Source organism: Variovorax sp. CF313 (genome assembly GCF_000282635.1).
Classification (GTDB): domain Bacteria; phylum Pseudomonadota; class Gammaproteobacteria; order Burkholderiales; family Burkholderiaceae_C; genus Variovorax.
Map to the genome: position 1 here is coordinate 1 of NZ_AKIW01000071.1, position 16,947 is coordinate 16,947.

13 protein-coding genes are annotated in these 16,947 nt (G+C 68.6%); 8 read left to right on the forward strand and 5 right to left on the reverse strand.

The window, feature by feature from the left end; translation table 11 throughout:
- Nucleotides 1-86: 86 nt before the first annotated feature.
- Nucleotides 87-1,076 (reverse strand): LysR substrate-binding domain-containing protein, encoded by a 990-nt coding sequence (locus PMI12_RS17310; RefSeq protein ID WP_042673628.1) that lies wholly within the window; start codon nt 1,074-1,076, stop codon nt 87-89.
- Between the two features lie 107 nt (nt 1,077-1,183).
- On the opposite strand from PMI12_RS17310, the gene pcaH reads away from it, so the two are divergent.
- The gene (gene pcaH / locus PMI12_RS17315; RefSeq protein ID WP_007835001.1) at nt 1,184-1,909 is read left to right on the forward strand and encodes a protocatechuate 3,4-dioxygenase subunit beta; all 726 of its coding nucleotides are present in this window, start codon (nt 1,184-1,186) and stop codon (nt 1,907-1,909) included.
- Nucleotides 1,910-1,926: 17 nt separating this feature from the next.
- Nucleotides 1,927-2,535 carry a protocatechuate 3,4-dioxygenase subunit alpha gene (pcaG, locus tag PMI12_RS17320; protein ID WP_007835003.1) on the forward strand — a complete coding sequence of 203 codons (609 nt, stop codon included), beginning with the start codon at nt 1,927-1,929 and terminating at the stop codon, nt 2,533-2,535.
- Between the two features lie 69 nt (nt 2,536-2,604).
- On the opposite strand, the gene PMI12_RS17325 is transcribed toward pcaG, so the two are convergent.
- Entirely contained in the window at nt 2,605-3,297 is a 693-nt protein-coding gene (locus PMI12_RS17325; RefSeq protein ID WP_007835005.1) for a c-type cytochrome, read from the reverse strand.
- Nucleotides 3,298-3,457: 160 nt separating this feature from the next.
- Here PMI12_RS17325 and PMI12_RS17330 point away from each other — a divergent pair, with 160 nt between their 5' ends.
- The 6 genes from PMI12_RS17330 (at nt 3,458) to PMI12_RS17355 (ending at nt 12,595) form a co-directional block, all read left to right on the forward strand.
- Nucleotides 3,458-4,312 carry an AAA family ATPase gene (locus tag PMI12_RS17330; protein WP_007835007.1) on the forward strand — a complete coding sequence of 285 codons (855 nt, stop codon included), beginning with the start codon at nt 3,458-3,460 and terminating at the stop codon, nt 4,310-4,312.
- A gap of 16 nt (nt 4,313-4,328) precedes the next feature.
- On the forward strand, nt 4,329-4,916 hold the full coding sequence (locus PMI12_RS17335) for a GNAT family N-acetyltransferase (protein WP_007835010.1): 588 nt from the start codon (nt 4,329-4,331) through the stop codon (nt 4,914-4,916).
- Nucleotides 4,917-4,933: 17 nt separating this feature from the next.
- Entirely contained in the window at nt 4,934-6,121 is a 1,188-nt protein-coding gene (locus PMI12_RS17340) for a vWA domain-containing protein (protein WP_007835011.1), read from the forward strand.
- Nucleotides 6,122-6,183: 62 nt separating this feature from the next.
- Nucleotides 6,184-8,112 (forward strand): autotransporter assembly complex protein TamA, encoded by a 1,929-nt coding sequence (locus PMI12_RS17345; RefSeq protein WP_007835012.1) that lies wholly within the window; start codon nt 6,184-6,186, stop codon nt 8,110-8,112.
- Between the two features lie 8 nt (nt 8,113-8,120).
- Complete coding sequence (locus PMI12_RS17350) at nt 8,121-12,197, forward strand: translocation/assembly module TamB domain-containing protein (protein ID WP_042673629.1); 4,077 nt, start codon at nt 8,121-8,123, stop codon at nt 12,195-12,197.
- Nucleotides 12,198-12,295: 98 nt separating this feature from the next.
- A complete protein-coding gene (locus PMI12_RS17355; protein WP_007835014.1) occupies nt 12,296-12,595 on the forward strand; it encodes a hypothetical protein in 300 nt (99 codons plus the stop codon).
- Between the two features lie 9 nt (nt 12,596-12,604).
- Here PMI12_RS17355 and PMI12_RS17360 read toward each other — a convergent pair whose 3' ends face one another.
- The 3 genes from PMI12_RS17360 to fdhF are packed head-to-tail and all read right to left on the reverse strand — an operon-like array spanning nt 12,605 to nt 16,695.
- Nucleotides 12,605-12,913: a formate dehydrogenase subunit delta gene (locus tag PMI12_RS17360; protein ID WP_007835015.1), complete on the reverse strand. Its 309-nt coding sequence runs from the start codon at nt 12,911-12,913 to the stop codon at nt 12,605-12,607.
- Nucleotides 12,914-12,947: 34 nt separating this feature from the next.
- Nucleotides 12,948-13,808 (reverse strand): formate dehydrogenase accessory sulfurtransferase FdhD, encoded by an 861-nt coding sequence (gene fdhD, locus PMI12_RS17365; protein ID WP_007835016.1) that lies wholly within the window; start codon nt 13,806-13,808, stop codon nt 12,948-12,950.
- Between the two features lie 10 nt (nt 13,809-13,818).
- Complete coding sequence (fdhF, locus tag PMI12_RS17370) at nt 13,819-16,695, reverse strand: formate dehydrogenase subunit alpha (RefSeq protein WP_007835018.1); 2,877 nt, start codon at nt 16,693-16,695, stop codon at nt 13,819-13,821.
- Nucleotides 16,696-16,947: the final 252 nt, after the last annotated feature.

Genomic DNA, 16,947 nt, shown 5'->3' on the forward strand with positions numbered 1-16,947 from the left:
CACTTCGTGTCGCTTCGCCCCCCTTGCAGGGGGCAACACCTGCGGCCCGGCAAAGCCGGTTCCGCGGCGTTCCTGGTGAAAGCCGGCTAACCGCCGCGCCTGCGCCGGGCCGCTGGGGGGACCGCCCCCTGCTCCTTGGCTGCCTCGCGCAGCAGCGCGGCCATGGCGCCGCGCAGGGCCGAAGGCTCGGCATCGCTGCGCTGCAGCAGCCCGACCGGCTCCTCGGTGCCGGCGGTCTCGATGCGCAGCCGCACGAGGCGCCCGTCCGCCAGCTCGCCGCGCGCGGCACCCAGCGGCGTGATCCACACCGCATCGGACACCGCCACCAGCGCGCGCGCCACCGCCACGTCGAGCGTCTGCAATGCATTGGACGGCAGCACGAGGCCGCGCGCCGACAGAAAGCTCTCGGTGTTGTGGCGCGGGATCGTGCCCTCGCCGTACACCACCAGTGGATAGGCCAGCACCGCCTGCACCGACACCGCCTTCGACGCGAGCGGATGGCCGGCGCGCACGGCGAACACCAGCGGCTCGGTGTGCAGCAACTCGAAGCTCAGGCCGCCCATCAGGCGCGGATCGCTCATGCGGCCGACCACGAGGTCGAGCTCGCCGGCGCGCAGCTCGTCGAGCAGCACGGCGTTGGCGGCGCTCTTCACCACGATCTGCACCGATGGCCGGCTGTCGCGCAGCCGCGCCAGCGCGACTGGCAGCAGCGCCGGCGCCACGCTCGGCAGCGCGCCGATGCGCAGCCGCTCGATGCGCCCGCCCGACGCTGGCGCCACCGCCTGCGCGCTGGCGTCGAGCGCCTCCAGCACACGCAGGGCATGCGCCAGCAGTTGCTCGCCGGCCGCCGTGAGCCCCTGCACGCCGCGCCGGCCGGCCTTGCTGCGCTCGACCAGCCGCGTGCCGACGATCGCCTCCAGCTCGGACAGGGTCTTGGACACCGCCGGCTGGCTCAGCGCCAGCCGCTCGGCCGCACGCGCGAGATGGCGCTCCTGCGCCACGGCCACGAGGCAGCGCAGGTGCCGCAGCTGCACGCTGCGCACGAAATCCTGTCGAAGATCGGCGGAGTCTTTCAATTCCTTTTGGTTATTGAGAACGGAGAATTCTTCAATTTACATCATCGGATGGCGCTTCTAAAGTGGCGGCTTCCCGATTCGTCCCACGACAGCAGGAGACAACGCACATGTCGACCAAGACCCAAGGGCCCCAGCCCACCCTCACCCCGCGCGACTGGAAAGCCCATCCCAGCTACATCTATCCGGGCTACAAGTCCACCGTGAAGCGCGGCCCCCAGAAGCCGCTGATCCCGCTCAAGGCCTCGCTCGGCGAGCTGCAGCAGCCGGTGTACGGCCACGACAGCATCGGCGAGTTCGACCACGACCTCACGCGCAACGCGCGCCGCAACGGCGAGCCGCTGGGCGAACGCATGATCCTCACCGGCCAGGTGCTCGACGAGCGACGCCGCCCGGTGGCCAACACGCTGGTCGAGCTGTGGCAGGCCAACGCCGCCGGCCGCTACGTGCACAAGGTCGACCAGCACGACGCGCCGCTGGACCCCAACTTCCTCGGCGCGGGCCGCTGCCTGACCGACAGCGAAGGCCGCTACCGCTTCCTCACCATCAAGCCCGGCGCCTATCCCTGGGGCAACCACCCGAACGCCTGGCGTCCGCAGCACATCCACATGTCGCTGTTCGGCCAGAGCTTTGCGAGCCGCCTGGTCACGCAGATGTACTTCCCCGGCGACCCGCTGCTGCAGTACGACCCGATGATCACCGGCACGCCCGAGCGCTACCGCAACCGCCTCATTGCCGACTTCAGCCTCGACATCACCGAGGAAGGCTACGCACTGGGCTACCAGTTCGACATCGTGCTGCGCGGCGCCGACGAGACGCCCTTCGAGAACCGCTGAGCCAGGAGACACACACCATGCTGATGACCGCACAGGAAGCCGACTACGGCCAGACCCCCTCGCAAACCGTGGGCCCCTACTTCGCCTACGGCCTCACCGCCACGCAGTACGGCTACGACTTCGACCAGCCCTTCGACGCCGTGCTGGCGCTCGACGCCGCCGCCGGCCAGCGCATTCGCCTCGAGGGCCGCGTGATCGACGGCGACGGCAACCCGATCAACGACGCGCTGGTCGAGATCAGCCAGCCCGACGGCGAAGGCCGCTATCCGCAGACGCCCGAAGAAGCGCGCGCCATGGGCTTTCGCGCTTTCGGCCGTGTCGGCACCGGCACCGCCGAGGGCAACCGCTTCGTGTTCCACACCGTGAAGCCCGGCGCGCAGGCGCCCGGCGAAGCGCCGCACATCAACGTGATCGTGCTGATGCGCGGGCTGCTGCTGCACGCGTTCACGCGCGTGTACTTCAGCGACGAGGCCGAGGCCAACGCGAAGGACGCGGTGCTGCAGAGCGTGCCCGCCGAGCGCCGCCACACGCTGATCGCCGAGCGCGTGGAGCAAGGCGGCGCGGTGACGTACCGCTTCGACATCCGCATGCAGGGCACGGACGAGACGGCGTTCTTCGACGTCTGATCTCAGGGAAATCCCGAACACAAAAAAACCCGCTCGCAGCGGGTTTTTTTATTGCCGGCTTCGAAGCGCTTATTCGGCGCCGTGGTGAATGCGCGACTCGGGCACCGTCTTCAGTTCGCCGGGCAGCGAGCTGATGTAGCTGGCCAGCGTCTTGAGTTCGGCGTTGGTGAACTTCTTGGGTTCGACCTGCTGGCCCATCACCGCGTTGGAGCGGCCGAGGTGCGGGTTGTTCTTCACGCGGTAGGACTTGAGCGCGACGAACAGGTAGTCGGCATGCTGGCCGGCCAGCTTGGGCACGGTACCGTCGTTCGGCGTGTTGAAGTTGGCGCCGTGGCACTTGGTGCAGTTGTTGTCCTTGTCGCGAGAGATCAGTGCCTGGATGTTCTCGGGCGTGGCCTTGGCGAGCGTGGCCGGCGGTGCATCGTCCTGCTTCACGCCCAGCTGGCTGTAGTAGGCGGCGACGTCGGCGATGTCCTGCTCGGTGAGCGTGTCGGCGATGGCGCGCATGGTGGGATGCTTGCGGTCGCCGCCCTTGTACGCGGTGAGCGCTGCCGTGATGTAGGTGGCGCTCTGGCCGGCGATCATTGGCACCTTGTGGATTTCAGGGAAGCTGGCCTGGTAGCCGATGATGCCGTGGCAGCCCACGCACATCGCAACCTTCTTTGCGCCGTCCTGGGCCTTGCCAGTGACTTGCTGGGCCTGTGCCGAGAGCGTCACGCAAGCGACAGCAAGGGCAAACATCGTGGTCAACAACTTGTTCATTTTGCGCGCACAATCTCGTGGAGAGTACAGTTTTTCGAATCAACATTCGATTATATGCAGGGGTCCTCCGGAACCCTGTGCAGGCCAACCCTGAGGCTGCACAACGCGTGTCGAGTGTGTTCTTTTCTCCACCCCAGCCTCCGCCTCACTCATCTCACTCATGAAATTCCAGGGCTCAGACAACTACGTCGCCACGCAAGACCTGATGCTCGCGGTCAACGCGGCCATCACCCTGAAGCGTCCGCTGCTCGTCAAGGGCGAGCCCGGCACCGGCAAGACCATGCTGGCCGAGGAAGTGGCCCAGTCGCTCGGCCTGCCGCTGCTGCAGTGGCACATCAAGTCGACCACCAAGGCGCAGCAGGGCCTGTATGAATACGACGCCGTGAGCCGCCTGCGCGACTCGCAGCTGAAGGACCTCGATGGCGGCGAGCGCGTGAGCGACATCAACAACTACATCGTCAAGGGCGTGCTCTGGCAGGCCTTCACGGCCGACCAGCCGGTGGCATTGCTGATCGACGAGATCGACAAGGCCGACATCGAATTCCCGAACGACCTGCTGCGCGAAATCGACCGCATGGAGTTCTACTGCTACGAGACGCGCGAACTCATCCGCGCCAAGCACCGGCCGGTGGTGTTCATCACCTCGAACAACGAGAAGGAACTGCCCGACGCCTTCCTGCGCCGCTGCTTCTTCCACTACATCAAGTTCCCCGATGCCGAGACGATGAAGCACATCGTCGCCGTGCACTTCCCCGGCCTCAAGCAGGAGCTGCTCACGTCCGCGATGAAGACCTTCTACGACGTGCGCAACCTGCCCGGCCTGAAGAAGAAGCCCTCGACCTCCGAGCTGCTCGACTGGCTCAAGCTGCTGGTGGCCGAGGACATTCCACTCGAAGCGCTGCAGAGCAAGGACGACAAGGTCGCCGTGCCGCCGCTGGTGGGCGCGCTGCTCAAGAACGAACAGGACGTGACCTTGTTCGAGAAGCTCGTCTTCATGCAGCGCAACAACAGATAACTGCACAGGCTTCGCCATGGCGTTCATCGAACCTGCCACGCTGAAGGCCCGCGGCATCGCGCTGGTGCCGTTGTCGCTGGCCCACGAAGAAGGCCTGCGCGCCGCAGCCGCGGACGGCGAGCTGTGGAAGCTGCGCGTCACCTCCGTGCCCGAGCCGCAGGACACGCGCGCCTACATCGAGACCGCGCTCAAGACCGCCGACCGCTTCGCCTTCGCCGTGACCGACGAGGCCACCGGCACCGTGCTCGGCACCACCAGCTTCCATGACATCCTGCCGGGCGTGAAGCGCGTGGAGATCGGCTACACGTGGTACGCCGCGCGCTGCCAACGCACGCACGTCAACACCACCTGCAAGCTGCTGATGCTCACGCATGCCTTCGACGCACTCGGCTGCAACGTGGTGGGCTGGCGCACCGACAATTTCAACTTCGCCTCGCAGCGCGCCATCGAGCGGCTCGGCGCGAAAAAAGACGGCGTGATCCGCGGCCATGCGATGCGCCGCGACGGCACCATCCGCGACACCGTCATGTACAGCCTGCGCGCGGGCGAATGGCCCGAGGTGAAGGCCCAGCTGCTGTACCTGCTCGACAAGCCACGCGGCTGACACACAAGGAGCGCCCCATGCTCATCGACTTCTTCTACACGCTGCGCTCAGCCAAGCTGCCGGTGTCGGTCAAGGAATACCTCACGCTGCTCGAAGCCCTGCAGGCCGACGTGGTGGGGCCCAACTCCGACGGCGCCTACGGCATCGACGACTTCTACTACCTCTCGCGCACCGCGCTCGTGAAGGACGAGAAGCACTACGACAAGTTCGACCGCGCCTTCGCCGCCTATTTCAAGGGCGTGGAGATGCTCACCGACTTCACCAAGGAAGTGCCGCTCGACTGGCTCAAGAAAACGCTCGAGCGCGAATTCACCGCCGAAGAAAAAGCCAAGATCGAGAAGATGGGCTGGGACGAGCTCATGGAAACGCTCAAGAAGCGCTTCGAGGAGCAGAAGGAACGCCACGAGGGCGGCAGCAAGTGGATCGGCACCGGTGGCACCTCGCCCTTCGGCCACGGCGGCTACAACCCGCAGGGCATCCGCATCGGCGGCGCGGGCAAGAACAAGAGCGCCGTGAAGGTGTGGGACCAGCGCGCCTACAAGGACTACGACGACACGCAGGAACTCGGCACGCGCAACATCAAGGTCGCGCTGCGGCGGCTGCGCAAGTTCGCGCGCGAGGGCCACGACGAAGAACTGGACCTCGACGACACCATCCACTCCACCGCGGCCAATGCGGGCTTCCTCGACATCAAGATGCGGCCGGAGCGCCACAACAACGTCAAGGTGCTGCTGCTGATGGACGTGGGCGGCACGATGGACGAGCACATCCAGCGCGTGGAAGAGCTGTTCTCGGCCGTGAAGACCGAGTTCAAGCACCTGGAGTTCTTCTACTTCCACAACTGCGTGTACGACTTCATGTGGAAGAACAACAAGCGCCGCTTCTCCGAGAAGTTCGCCACCTGGGACATCCTGCGCAAGTACAACAAGGACTACAAACTCATCTTCGTCGGCGACGCGACCATGAGCCCCTACGAGATCCTGCAGCCCGGCGGCAGCGTCGAATACAACAACGAGGAGGCCGGCGCCGAGTGGATCCAGCGCCTCACGCACACCTTCCCGAAGTTCGCGTGGATCAACCCCGAGCCGCAGGGCGTGTGGCAGTACCGCCAGAGCATCGCGGTGATGCAGCAGCTGATGTCCAACCGCATGTACCCCCTGACCCTGCGCGGCCTTGAAGAGGCCATGCGCATGCTCTCGAAGTAGGACGAAACCGCCTGTCGCCGGGGCCCTCGGGAACCGGCAGAGCTTGCTGTCAGAATCCGCCCATGGTCAGGGTGGTTCCAGCTTCCTCGCCGGCGTGGTGGCCGGCTTTGCTTTTTTCCGGCGTCCTGCTTCTGCAAGGCTGCAGCCTGCTGCCGAAAAAGGAAAGCACTGAAAGCAAGCCTGCGGCCGGCCTCGTGCGCAGCGGCAGCGCCACTGCGCAAGAGGACAAGGAAAAAGACGACAAGGCCAAGGCCGACAAGCGCGACGCCTTCACCGTCGACGTGCGCGGTCCCGAGGCCGTGCGCGACTACCTCAGGCTCCACCTCGAGATCCAGCGCTACCGCGAGCTCGACGACCTCGGCGCGACCGAGATCTCGCGCCTCATGGTGGCCGCCGAGGCCAACGCCCGCGAACTGCTCGGCACCCTCGGCTACTTCACGCCCACGCTGACGCTCGAACTCAACGAGACGCCCGAGAGCACCAAGGCCCCGCGCGAGATCGTCATCACCGTGTCGCCGGGCGAGCCCACCAAGGTGAGCAACGTGCAGATCAGCTACGGCGGCCCGATCGCCGACGACGCGGCCGCCGAGCCGCAGCGCGACTCGATCCGCACCAACTGGGGCCTGCGCGCCGGCCAGCCCTTCACGCAGCAAGCCTGGGACAGCGCCAAGACCACCGCGCTGCGCAGCCTCACGGCCAGCCGCTTTCCCACCGGCAGCATCGAGATCAGCCGTGCCGAAGTGGACGCCGACCGCAGCGAGGCCCGTCTGAGCGTCACTTACCAGTCGGGTCCGGCCTACAAGTTCGGCCCGCTGGTGCTGAACGGCATCCAGCGCTACGACCCCGACGGCGCGCGCCGCATCGCGCGCCTGCCCAGCGGCACCGACTACGACCAGCAGAAGCTGCTCGATGCCCAGCAGCGCCTGGCCAGCAGCGGCTATTACGACTCGGTGTTCCTCACGCTCGACACCGAGAGCGGCAACCCGCTGGCCGCGCCCGTCATCGCGCAACTGCGCGAAGCGCCGCTGCAGAAGGTGGTACTCGGCGTGGGCTTCACCACCGACAACGGCCCGCGCCTGTCGATCGACCACATCCACAACCAGATCCCGCTGCTGGGCTGGCGCGCCGTCTCGCGGCTGTCGGTCGACCGCGACATCAAGTCGCTGGGCACCGAATGGAAGGCGATTCCCGACGACCGCGGCTGGCGCTGGTTCTCGGGCGCCGAGCTCAAGAGCGAGCAGTCGGGCAGCTACGTGGTCGACAGCGGCCGGCTGCGCGGCGGGCGCAGCAAGTCGGGCGACCACATCGACCGCAGCTACTTCCTGCAGTACGACTACGCGCAGAACCGCGGCACCAACGCACCGCCCTCGGCCTCGGCCGTGACGGCCAACTGGGGCTGGACGGGGCGCTACTTCGATGACAACGCAGCGCCTTCGCGCGGCTTCGGCCTCGCGCTCGAAGTGGCCGCGGGCTACACGCTCACCGGCGAGCAGATGCCCTTCACGCGCACCTACGCACGCTGGCTCGGCGTGCTGCCGCTGGGCTCGGCCGAGGACAAGGAAACGCGCGCGCGCCGCAGCCGGCTGCAGCTGCGCGTCGAGGCCGGCGCGGTGTCAGCCAAGGAGAACGCACAGATCCCGTCGACGCTGATGTTCCTGACCGGTGGCGACACCACCGTGCGCGGCTACAGCTACAAGCAGATCGGCACCGTGCGCGCCGACGGCCAGACCGTTGCGGGCCGCTACCTCGGCGTGGCCAGCGTGGAGTGGCAGCGTCCCTTCGTCTACAACGACAAGCTCACCGACTGGGAGAGCGTGGTGTTCGTCGATGCGGGCGCCGTGGCCGACAAGCCCGGCGAGCTCAAGCCCAAGGTGGGCGTGGGCGTGGGTGCGCGCTGGCGCAGCCCGGTCGGGCCGGTGCAGGCCGACCTGGCCTACGGCGTGGACTCGAAGAAGTTCCGCCTGCACTTTCGCCTCGGCTTCACCTTCTGATGCTTCCGATGCAGACCGACACCGAACCTACGCCGACGCCCATGCCTCCCGCCGTGCGGCGCTCGCGCGCACGGCGCGCCGCGCGTGCCCTGGCCTGGACCGTGGCCGGCCTGGTGATGATCGTGATGCTGCTTGCTGCCGGCGCCTGGTGGTACATCGGCTCCGACAAGTCGCTCGCCTTCGCGCTCGCGCAGGCCGCGCAGCGGCTGCCGGCCGGACAGACCCTGGAGAGCCGCGACGTCACCGGTTCGCTGCGCACCGGCGGCCACATCGGCTGGCTCAAGTACCAGAGCGAGAGCATCGCCGTCGAGGTGAATGACGCCACCATCGGCTGGACACTGGCCCCGCTGTTCCAGCGCAAGGTGCACCTCGGCGAGGTGCACGCGAAGCAGGTGCTGATCGAAAAGCGCGGCCCGCCGAGCGAGGAGCCCACCAAGCCGCTCGAGCAGCTCGTGCTGCCGGTCGAGGTCGAACTGCCCTTTCGCATCGACGAAGTGCGCTGGGCCGGCCCACCCGTGCTGCGGGCGCTCAACCTGTCGGGCAGCTACAGCTACAACAAGGCCGCCGAGCACGCGCTGGAGATCAAGGGCGTCGACGTTGCCGACGGCCACTACGGCGCCCGCGTGAAACTGCAGGGCCCCGCGCCCATGGCCATCGACGCGGCGCTCGACGGCCGCGTGAAGGCGCCGCTGGCCGAAGACCGCGGCATCGACGTGCTGGCTGCCGCCACGGTGAAAGGCACGCTCGCCGGCACGGCCGCGCGGCTGCAGGTGGCTGCCGAACTGAAGCCCGCCGAAGAGAACGCCGATGCGCCGATGGAAGCCAAACTGCAGGCACAGATCGCGCCCTGGCTGCCCCAGCCGGTGATCGACGCGAAGGCCGACCTGCGCAACGTCGACACATCGAGCCTGTGGCCCGGTGCGCCCGAGACGCGGCTCACCGGCATGGTCGAACTGCAGCCCGACGCCGACACCGGCCCCGCCGCGTGGAAGGCCTCGGCCGACATCCGCAACGCCGTGCCCGGCCCGTGGGACAAAAAAAAGCTGCCGCTCGAACAGCTGCAGGCGCGCGTCGGCTTCGACGGCAACAACTGGTCCCTGCCCGAAGCTACCGTGCGCGCGGGCGGCGGCCGCATCGACGCGGCCGGCAAATGGAGCCCCGCACCCTCGCCCTGGCAGGCCCAGGCCACCGTACGCGGCGTGCGGCCGGGCGCGCTGTACAGCGAGCTCTCGGGTGCGCCCGTGAGCGGCACGCTCAAGGCCGAGCAGAAGGAAAGCACCATCACCTTCGACGCAGCCCTGCGCGCCGAAGGCGGCGCGGGCAGCAAGGCCCTGCCCGGCTTCGCGCTCGACCGCGCGCTGGCCCAGGGCCAGTGGAAAGACCAGGTGCTCGACCTGCGCACGCTGCGCATCGAGGCCCAGCGTGCCAGCGTCAACGGCCGCTTGCAGGTGCGCGTGGCCGAGCAGGCCGCGAGCGGCAAGCTGGCCCTCGCGCTGCCCGGCGGCAGCGCGCAGGTCGAAGGCCGCATCGCGCCCGATTCGGGGGGCGGCGAGATCAGGGCCGCCATCGACGACGCCGACGCCGTGCAGCGCTGGGTGCAGAGCCTGCCGGGGCTCTCAGCCGTGTTCGCGAATGCGGGCGCCAAGGGCTCCGCGAAGCTCGATGCGAGCTGGCAGGGCGGCTGGCGAACGTTCCAGCGCCGGCTGCAGAGCCCCAACGCGCCTGCGCCGCGCGGCAGCATCGAACCCAGCATCAAGGCCGTGCTCGGCGTGCCGCGGCTCGACCTGAGCCTGCCCTCCGAGCAACCCGGCGGCGCCACCACCACCGTGCAGCTGCGCGACCTGCACGCCGACCTCGCCGGCAGCCTCGCGCAGGCCACGCTCACGCTGAAGGGCGAAGCCGCCACCGGCACGCAGAAGTTCGCCATCGACACCCGCGCCAGCGGCGGCATCGCAGGCGCCGGCCAATGGCGCGCGGCACTCGCCAGCCTGAAGCTGCAGGCGCAGGACAGCACCCGCCCCGGTGCCCCCTGGGTGCTGGAACTGAGCCGCGAAGTGACCGCGACCATCCGCAGCAGCACCGGCAATGCATCACCCCGCCTCGACGTCGAAGCCTCCGCCGCCGCGGCCACGCTGCGCGGCCCCGTGCCCGGCACCGTGCGCATCGACTGGCAGCCGCTGCGCTTCAGCCAGAGCGGCGCCGCGCCCAACCGCGTGTTCCGCGTGCAGTCGAAGGGCCAGCTGCAGGGCCTGCCGATGGCCTGGGCCGGCGCGTTCGGCGCGAACGCCACGCTGGGCGAATACGGCATCAGCGGCGACCTGTTGTTCAACGGCGACTGGGACATCGACGCCGGCGACACGCTGCGCGCCAAGGCCCGCCTCGCGCGCCAGAGCGGCGACATCCGCGTGCAGGCCGGCGAGGCTGCGCTCGTCACGCGCATCACCAGCACCGGCACGGGTACCGCAAGCGAGCGCACGATGAACGCGGCTTCCGCGAGCGGCGACGCGCCCAGCACGCCGGCTGGCCTGCGCCAGGCCGAGCTGCGGCTCGATGCCGAAGGCGACGCCGTGCGCGCCGTCCTCGCTTGGGACAGCGAACGCGCCGGCAAGATCGACGCCGCCATCGACACTCGCGTGCAGCAGCGCGCCGGTGGCTGGCAGTGGGCCCCCGACGCACCGCTGGGCGGCACCATCAAGGCCGCGCTGCCCAACCTCGGCGTGTGGTCGATGCTCGCGCCGCCGGGCTGGCGCATCGCGGGCACGCTCGACGCCAGCGCCACGCTGTCGGGCAACCGCGCCGTGCCGCGCTGGAACGGCACGCTGGGCGCCGACAAGCTTGCGCTGCGCGCGCCGGTCGAAGGACTGGACCTGCACGACGGCCGCCTGCGCGCCACGCTCTCGGGCGAGCGCGTCGACATCACCGAATTCACGCTCAAGGGCGGCGCCGGCAGCTCCGTGCGCATCGGCGGCCAGAGCGGCAACCGCAGCACCACGGCCAGCGAAGCCCGCACCGACGGCGGCACGCTCTCGGCCAGCGGCAACCTCGGCTGGGGCCCGGCGAGCGGCTCGGCCTCGGGCATCCGCATGGCCCTGCAGGGCCAGCTGCGCGCGCTGCGCGTGCTGGTGCGCACCGACCGGCAGGTCACGCTCTCGGGCGACCTGCAGGCGCAGCTCGACAACGGCCAGTTCAGCGTGCGCGGCAAGCTCAAGACCGACCGCGCCGTCATCATCCTGCCCGACGAGACCGCGCCCAGCCTGGGCAGCGACGTCGTCGTACGCTCCGCCGCCAAGGACCGCGAGGCCGCCGAGGCGGCGCAGCGCGAATCCGCCAGCGCCAACGCACAGGCTGCCAAGCCGCAGACCGCCAAGCCGCCGGACATCGCCGTCGACTTCGACCTGGGCGATGACTTCGCCGTGCAGGGCCGCGGCATCACCACGCGGCTCGAAGGCAACCTGGAGATCCGCAGCACCAGGCTCAATGCGCCGCCGCGCATCACGGGCGAGGTCAAGACGGTGAAGGGCCAATACCGCGCCTACGGCCAGCAGCTCGACGTGGAGACCGGCCTCGCGCGCTTCAACGGACCTTTCGACAATCCGGCGCTGGACATCCTGGCGATCCGCCCGAACCTGTCGCAGCGCGCGGGCGTGCAAATCACCGGCACCGCGCAATCGCCGCGCGTGAAGCTCTATTCGGAGCCCGCGCTGTCCGACGCCGAGACGCTGTCGTGGGTGATCCTGGGCCGGGCCTCGGCCACCAGCGGCGGCGAATCGGCGCTGCTGCAGCAGGCCGCGCTTTCGCTCATCGGCAAGATCGGCAGCAGCAGCAGCGGCGGCAGCCTGGCCAGCCGCTTCGGGCTGGACGAGCTCGGCTTCAAGGGACCGGGCAGCGGGGGCGACCTGCGCGAGTCGGCCGTGACGCTGGGCAAGCGGCTGTCGAAGGATTTCTACCTCACCTACGAACGCAGCATTGGCGGGACCTTCGGCACGCTCTTCATCTTCTACGACCTGACGACCCGGCTCACGCTGCGGGGCCAGGCGGGACAGACGAGCGGGCTGGACCTGATCTACACGGTGAAGTACGACTGACGGCCGAGCCTGCCGCGAGCGGCCGGGCAAGGGACTTCGATCTTGACCCGGCCCCAACCGCGATCAAGAATCGCCGACGCCTTCACCGAGGAGCGACGATGAACAACGATGGAGACAAGGGCGACCACAGCCCGGCAGCGGACCGTCAGACATCCAGCCCGCCGGCGTCTGCGAGGATCACGCTCGTGCGCAGCGCGATGCATGCGGTGATCGCAGCCGTCGCCCTCGCGGCACTGGCCGCGTCGATCCCTCATTGGGGCGGCAACGAGTTCCCCGTGATGAGCCTGGTGATCTACGTCGCGGGCATGGTGTTCGTCGCCATGCCGCTGTGCCTGTGCTACGAGGCGCTGCTCAAGTCGCAGGCAGAACGCAAGGCCGGCCGCAGCTGGGGCGTCTAGGCCTCGCGCTCAACCCGCATCGCCGCCGCCCTGCGGAAACTGCTCCCTCGCCTCGCCGGCCTCTCGCGCCCCACCGGGCAGCAGATTCGCGCGGTGGCTGCGAACCGCGGACGCGACGATCGGCAGCAGTCCCGTGGCGGCGCCCGCTTCGAGCGCGCGGATCAGCTGCACGCGCATGCTCGGCGCCCAGAACGATTTCAGGTGCGCGGCGATCGCGTTCGTGGCCATGGTGGCGTCGCTCGGCGATTGCGCCTGGAAGAAGGTGCCGATCTGGTTGGCCATCTTGACCAGTTGCGCCGTCGGATCGTGATCGTGCATGCACTGCCTTTGATGAAATGAATGGGTGACTGCTTCAGTGCGCGCCGTACCCGGCCGCTGCCAGGCGCCCCGGGTGGCTGTAGACCGCCAGGTCGTCCTTGCGCGCGAAACCGACCAGCGTGAGCCGCGCGCGCTCGGCCGTGGCCACCGCGAACGAAGTCGGCGCGGACACCGCGGCCAGCAGCGGCACGCCTGCCATCGCCGTCTTCTGCACCATCTCGAAGCTGGCGCGGCTGGTCACGGCGATGAAGCCGCCGGATGCGTCGACATCGTTGTTCGCGAGCGCGCCGATCAGCTTGTCGAGTGCGTTGTGGCGGCCCACGTCCTCGCGCAGCCACTGCACCTCGCCATCGGCCGAGCACCAGGCCGCGGCGTGCACCGCTCCGGTGGCCTGCTGCAGCGTCTGCAGCGACTGGACCTGCAGCATCGCCCGCGCGATCGCCTGCCGTTCGAGCGGCCCCGCCGGATCGGCGAGCACCGGCAGCTCGCGCGAGACGTGCGCCAGGCTCTCGGTGCCGCACAGGCCGCAGCCGGTGCGGCCCGCGATCGTGCGGCGCCTCTGCTTCAGGCGCGCGAAGGCGGCGCTCGCCACCTGCAGGCGCACCGTGATGCCGAGCTCCGATTCGCCCGTCTCCACCGCATAGAGTTCGTGCGCGTGGTCGAGGATGCCCTCGCTGAGCGAGAAGCCGAGCGCGAAGTCCTCGAGGTCCAGCGGCGTCGCGAGCATCACCGCATGCGAGATGCCGTTGAACTCCAGCGCCACCGGCACTTCCTCGGCCACCCAGTCCTGCACCGCATAGGCCTCGCCGCCGCGCACGCCTTGCACGGGCAGCAGGCGCGCGCCCTCGCAGAAGGTATCTGCGCCGTCCGCGGCCGGCAAGGTGGCGATGTCCATGGCCATTGCGCTACTTGGCGGGGATCGTCTCGTTGCGCGGAGCCTGCGCCGAACCGGCCGTCGCAAGGTCCAGCTGGACCTTGTTGAAGCGGCTGTACTCCTGCTGCCAGGCGGAGGGCTGCATCACCGGCGCCACCTGCACGGCCGTCACCTTGTACTCCGGGCAGTTGGTGGCCCAGTCGGAGTTGTCGGTGGTGATGACGTTGGCGCCCGATTCCGGGAAGTGGAAGGTGGTGTAGACCACGCCGGGCTGCATCCGCCCGGACACCGTGGCGCGCAGCACCGTCTCGCCCGCGCGGCTCTGGATGCCGACCCAGTCGCCGTCCTTCACGCCGCGCTCCTCGGCATCGTGCGGATGGATCTCCAGCCGGTCCTCGCTGTGCCACTGGTTGTTCTCGGTGCGCCGGGTCTGCGCGCCCACGTTGTACTGCGAGAGGATGCGCCCCGTGGTCAGCAGCAGCGGGAACTTGCGCGTGACCTTCTCGTCGGTCGCCACGTACTGCGTGACGATGAACTTGCCCTTGCCGCGCACGAAGCGGTCAATGTGCATGGTGGGCGTGCCCTCGGGCGCGGCGTCGTTGCAGGGCCACTGGATGCTGCCGAGCTCGTCGAGGCGCTGGTAGCTCACGCCGTGGAAGGTCGGCGTCAGCGCGGCGATCTCGTCCATGATCTCTTCGGGGCTGCTGTAGTCCATCGGATAGCCGAGGGCCTGCGCAAGCTTCACGGTCACTTCCCAGTCGGCATAGCCGGCCTTCGGCGGCATCACCTTGCGCACGCGCGAGATGCGGCGCTCGGCGTTGGTGAAGGTGCCGTCCTTCTCCAGGAACGAGGAGCCCGGCAGGAACACGTGCGCGTACTTGGCGGTTTCGTTGAGGAACATGTCCTGCACCACCACGCACTCCATGCCCATCATCGCGGCCGCCACGTGCTGGGTGTTCGGGTCGGACTGAACGATGTCCTCGCCCTCGCAGTAAAGGCCCTTGAAGCTGCCGCCGATCGCGGCCTCGAACATGTTGGGGATGCGCAGGCCCGGCTCGGGGTCGATCTGCACGCCCCAGGCGGCCTCGAACGAGGCGCGCGTGGTGCTGTCGGACACATGCCGATAGCCCGGCAGCTCGTGCGGGAACGAGCCCATGTCGCAGGCGCCCTGCACGTTGTTCTGGCCGCGCAGCGGGTTCACGCCCACGCCTTCGCGGCCGACGTTGCCGGTGACCATCGCGAGGTTGGCGATGCCCATCACGGTGGTCGAACCCTGGCTGTGCTCGGTCACGCCCAGGCCGTAGTAGATGGCACCGTTACCGGCCGTGGCGAACAGGCGCGCGGCGGCGCGCAGCTCGGCCGCGGGCACGCCCGTGGCCTGCTCGGTGGCTTCGGGCGATTGCTCCGGGCGCTCGACGTACGACTTCCACTCCTTGAACGAGGCCGTGTCGCAGCGCTCGGCCACGAAGTCGTCGGCCATCAGGCCTTCGGTGACGATGACGTGCGCCAGCGCCGTGACCACCGCCACGTTGGTGCCGGGCCGCAGCTGCAGGTGGTGCGCGGCCTTGACGTGCGGCGACTTCACGATGTCGATGCGGCGCGGATCGACCACGATCAGCTTCGCGCCCTGGCGCAGCCGCTTCTTCATGCGCGAGGCGAACACCGGGTGCCCGTCGGTCGGGTTCGCGCCGATCACCATGATGACGTCGGCCTTGTCGACCGAGGCGAAGGTCTGCGTGCCGGCCGATTCGCCCAGCGTCTGCTTGAGGCCGTAGCCCGTGGGCGAATGGCACACGCGCGCGCAGGTGTCGACGTTGTTGTTGCCGAAGGCGGCGCGCACCAGCTTCTGCACGAGGTAAGTCTCTTCGTTGGTGCAGCGCGAGGAGGTGATGCCGCCGATCGAGTCCTTGCCGTACTTGGCCTGCAGGCGCTTGAACTCGCCCGCGGCGTAGTTCAGCGCGGTGTCCCAGCTCACCTCCTGCCATGGGTCGCTGATGTTCTTGCGGATCATCGGCTTGAGCATGCGGTCCTGGTGCGTCGCATAGCCCCATGCGAAGCGGCCCTTGACGCAGGAGTGGCCTTCGTTGGCCTTGCCGTCCTTCCAGGGCACCATGCGCACGACCTCGTTGCCCTTCATCTCGGCCTTGAAGGCGCAGCCCACGCCGCAGTAGGCGCAGGTGGTGATCACGCTGTGCTCGGGCTGGCCGAGCCAGATCACCGACTTCTCCTGCAGCGTGGCTGTGGGGCAGGCTTCGACGCAGGCGCCGCAGCTCACGCATTCCGAATCCATGAAAGCCTCGTCCTGGCCCGGCGACACGCGCGACTCGAAGCCGCGGCCGCTGATGGTCAGCGCGAAGGTGCCCTGCGTTTCCTCGCAGGCGCGCACGCAGCGGTTGCACACGATGCACTTGGAGGGGTCGTAGCTGAAGTACGGGTTGGACTCGTCCTTCTGGTCCTTCAGGTGGTTGGCGCCGTCGAAGCCGTAGCGCACGTTGCGCAGGCCGGTGACGCCCGCCATGTCCTGCAGTTCGCAGTTGCCATTGGCCGAGCAGGTGAGGCAATCGAGCGGATGGTCGGAGATGTAGAGCTCCATCACGCCCTTGCGCAGATCCTGCAGCTTCGGCGTCTGGGTGCGCACCTTCATGCCGGCCTCGGCGGGCGTGGTGCACGAGGCCGGAAAACCCTTGCGGCCCTCGATCTCAACGAGGCACAGGCGGCATGAGCCGAAGGGCTCGAGGCTGTCGGTGGCGCAGAGCTTGGGCACGTTGATGCCGGCATCCACCGCGGCGCGCATCAGCGAGGTGCCGGCGGGCACGGTGACTTCGGTACCGTCGATTTCCAGCGTGACCTCGCGCGTGGATTCGCGCTTGGGGGTGCCGTAGTCGGTTTCTTTCAGATGGTCCAACATGTCTTTTGCTTTCTCTCTGTGTGCCTCGGTGGGCTTTTATTCAGTGGGCTGGGGTTCGGAGCATTTGCGTTCGGCGCGCGTGCACAGGCCACCGGGTACTCCCCTCTGCGAATGTCCCCCGCCTTCGGCCTCCTCCTTTATTTCGCTGCGGGGAGCACCCGGCGCCCTGTGCACGATGAGCGCGGCGCTTGTGCTGGCTGATCAACAAGTGCTCTGATCGATCACGCTGGCGGGGTGCCTTGCGCAGCGAAA

Bases quoted from the DNA above. Each gene is read 5' to 3' on its own strand.
- PMI12_RS17340 (WP_007835011.1), top strand. From the start codon at position 4,934: ATGCTCATCGACTTCTTCTACACGCTGCGCTCAGCCAAGCTGCCGGTG.
- PMI12_RS17355 (WP_007835014.1), top strand. From the start codon at position 12,296: ATGAACAACGATGGAGACAAGGGCGACCACAGCCCGGCAGCGGACCGT.
- pcaH (WP_007835001.1), top strand. From the start codon at position 1,184: ATGTCGACCAAGACCCAAGGGCCCCAGCCCACCCTCACCCCGCGCGAC.
- fdhD (WP_007835016.1), bottom strand. From the start codon at position 13,808: ATGGACATCGCCACCTTGCCGGCCGCGGACGGCGCAGATACCTTCTGC.
- fdhF (WP_007835018.1), bottom strand. From the start codon at position 16,695: ATGTTGGACCATCTGAAAGAAACCGACTACGGCACCCCCAAGCGCGAA.
- PMI12_RS17325 (WP_007835005.1), bottom strand. From the start codon at position 3,297: ATGAACAAGTTGTTGACCACGATGTTTGCCCTTGCTGTCGCTTGCGTG.
- PMI12_RS17360 (WP_007835015.1), bottom strand. From the start codon at position 12,913: ATGCACGATCACGATCCGACGGCGCAACTGGTCAAGATGGCCAACCAG.
- pcaG (WP_007835003.1), top strand. From the start codon at position 1,927: ATGCTGATGACCGCACAGGAAGCCGACTACGGCCAGACCCCCTCGCAA.
- PMI12_RS17330 (WP_007835007.1), top strand. From the start codon at position 3,458: ATGAAATTCCAGGGCTCAGACAACTACGTCGCCACGCAAGACCTGATG.
- PMI12_RS17335 (WP_007835010.1), top strand. From the start codon at position 4,329: ATGGCGTTCATCGAACCTGCCACGCTGAAGGCCCGCGGCATCGCGCTG.
- PMI12_RS17345 (WP_007835012.1), top strand. From the start codon at position 6,184: ATGGTCAGGGTGGTTCCAGCTTCCTCGCCGGCGTGGTGGCCGGCTTTG.
- PMI12_RS17350 (WP_042673629.1), top strand. From the start codon at position 8,121: ATGCAGACCGACACCGAACCTACGCCGACGCCCATGCCTCCCGCCGTG.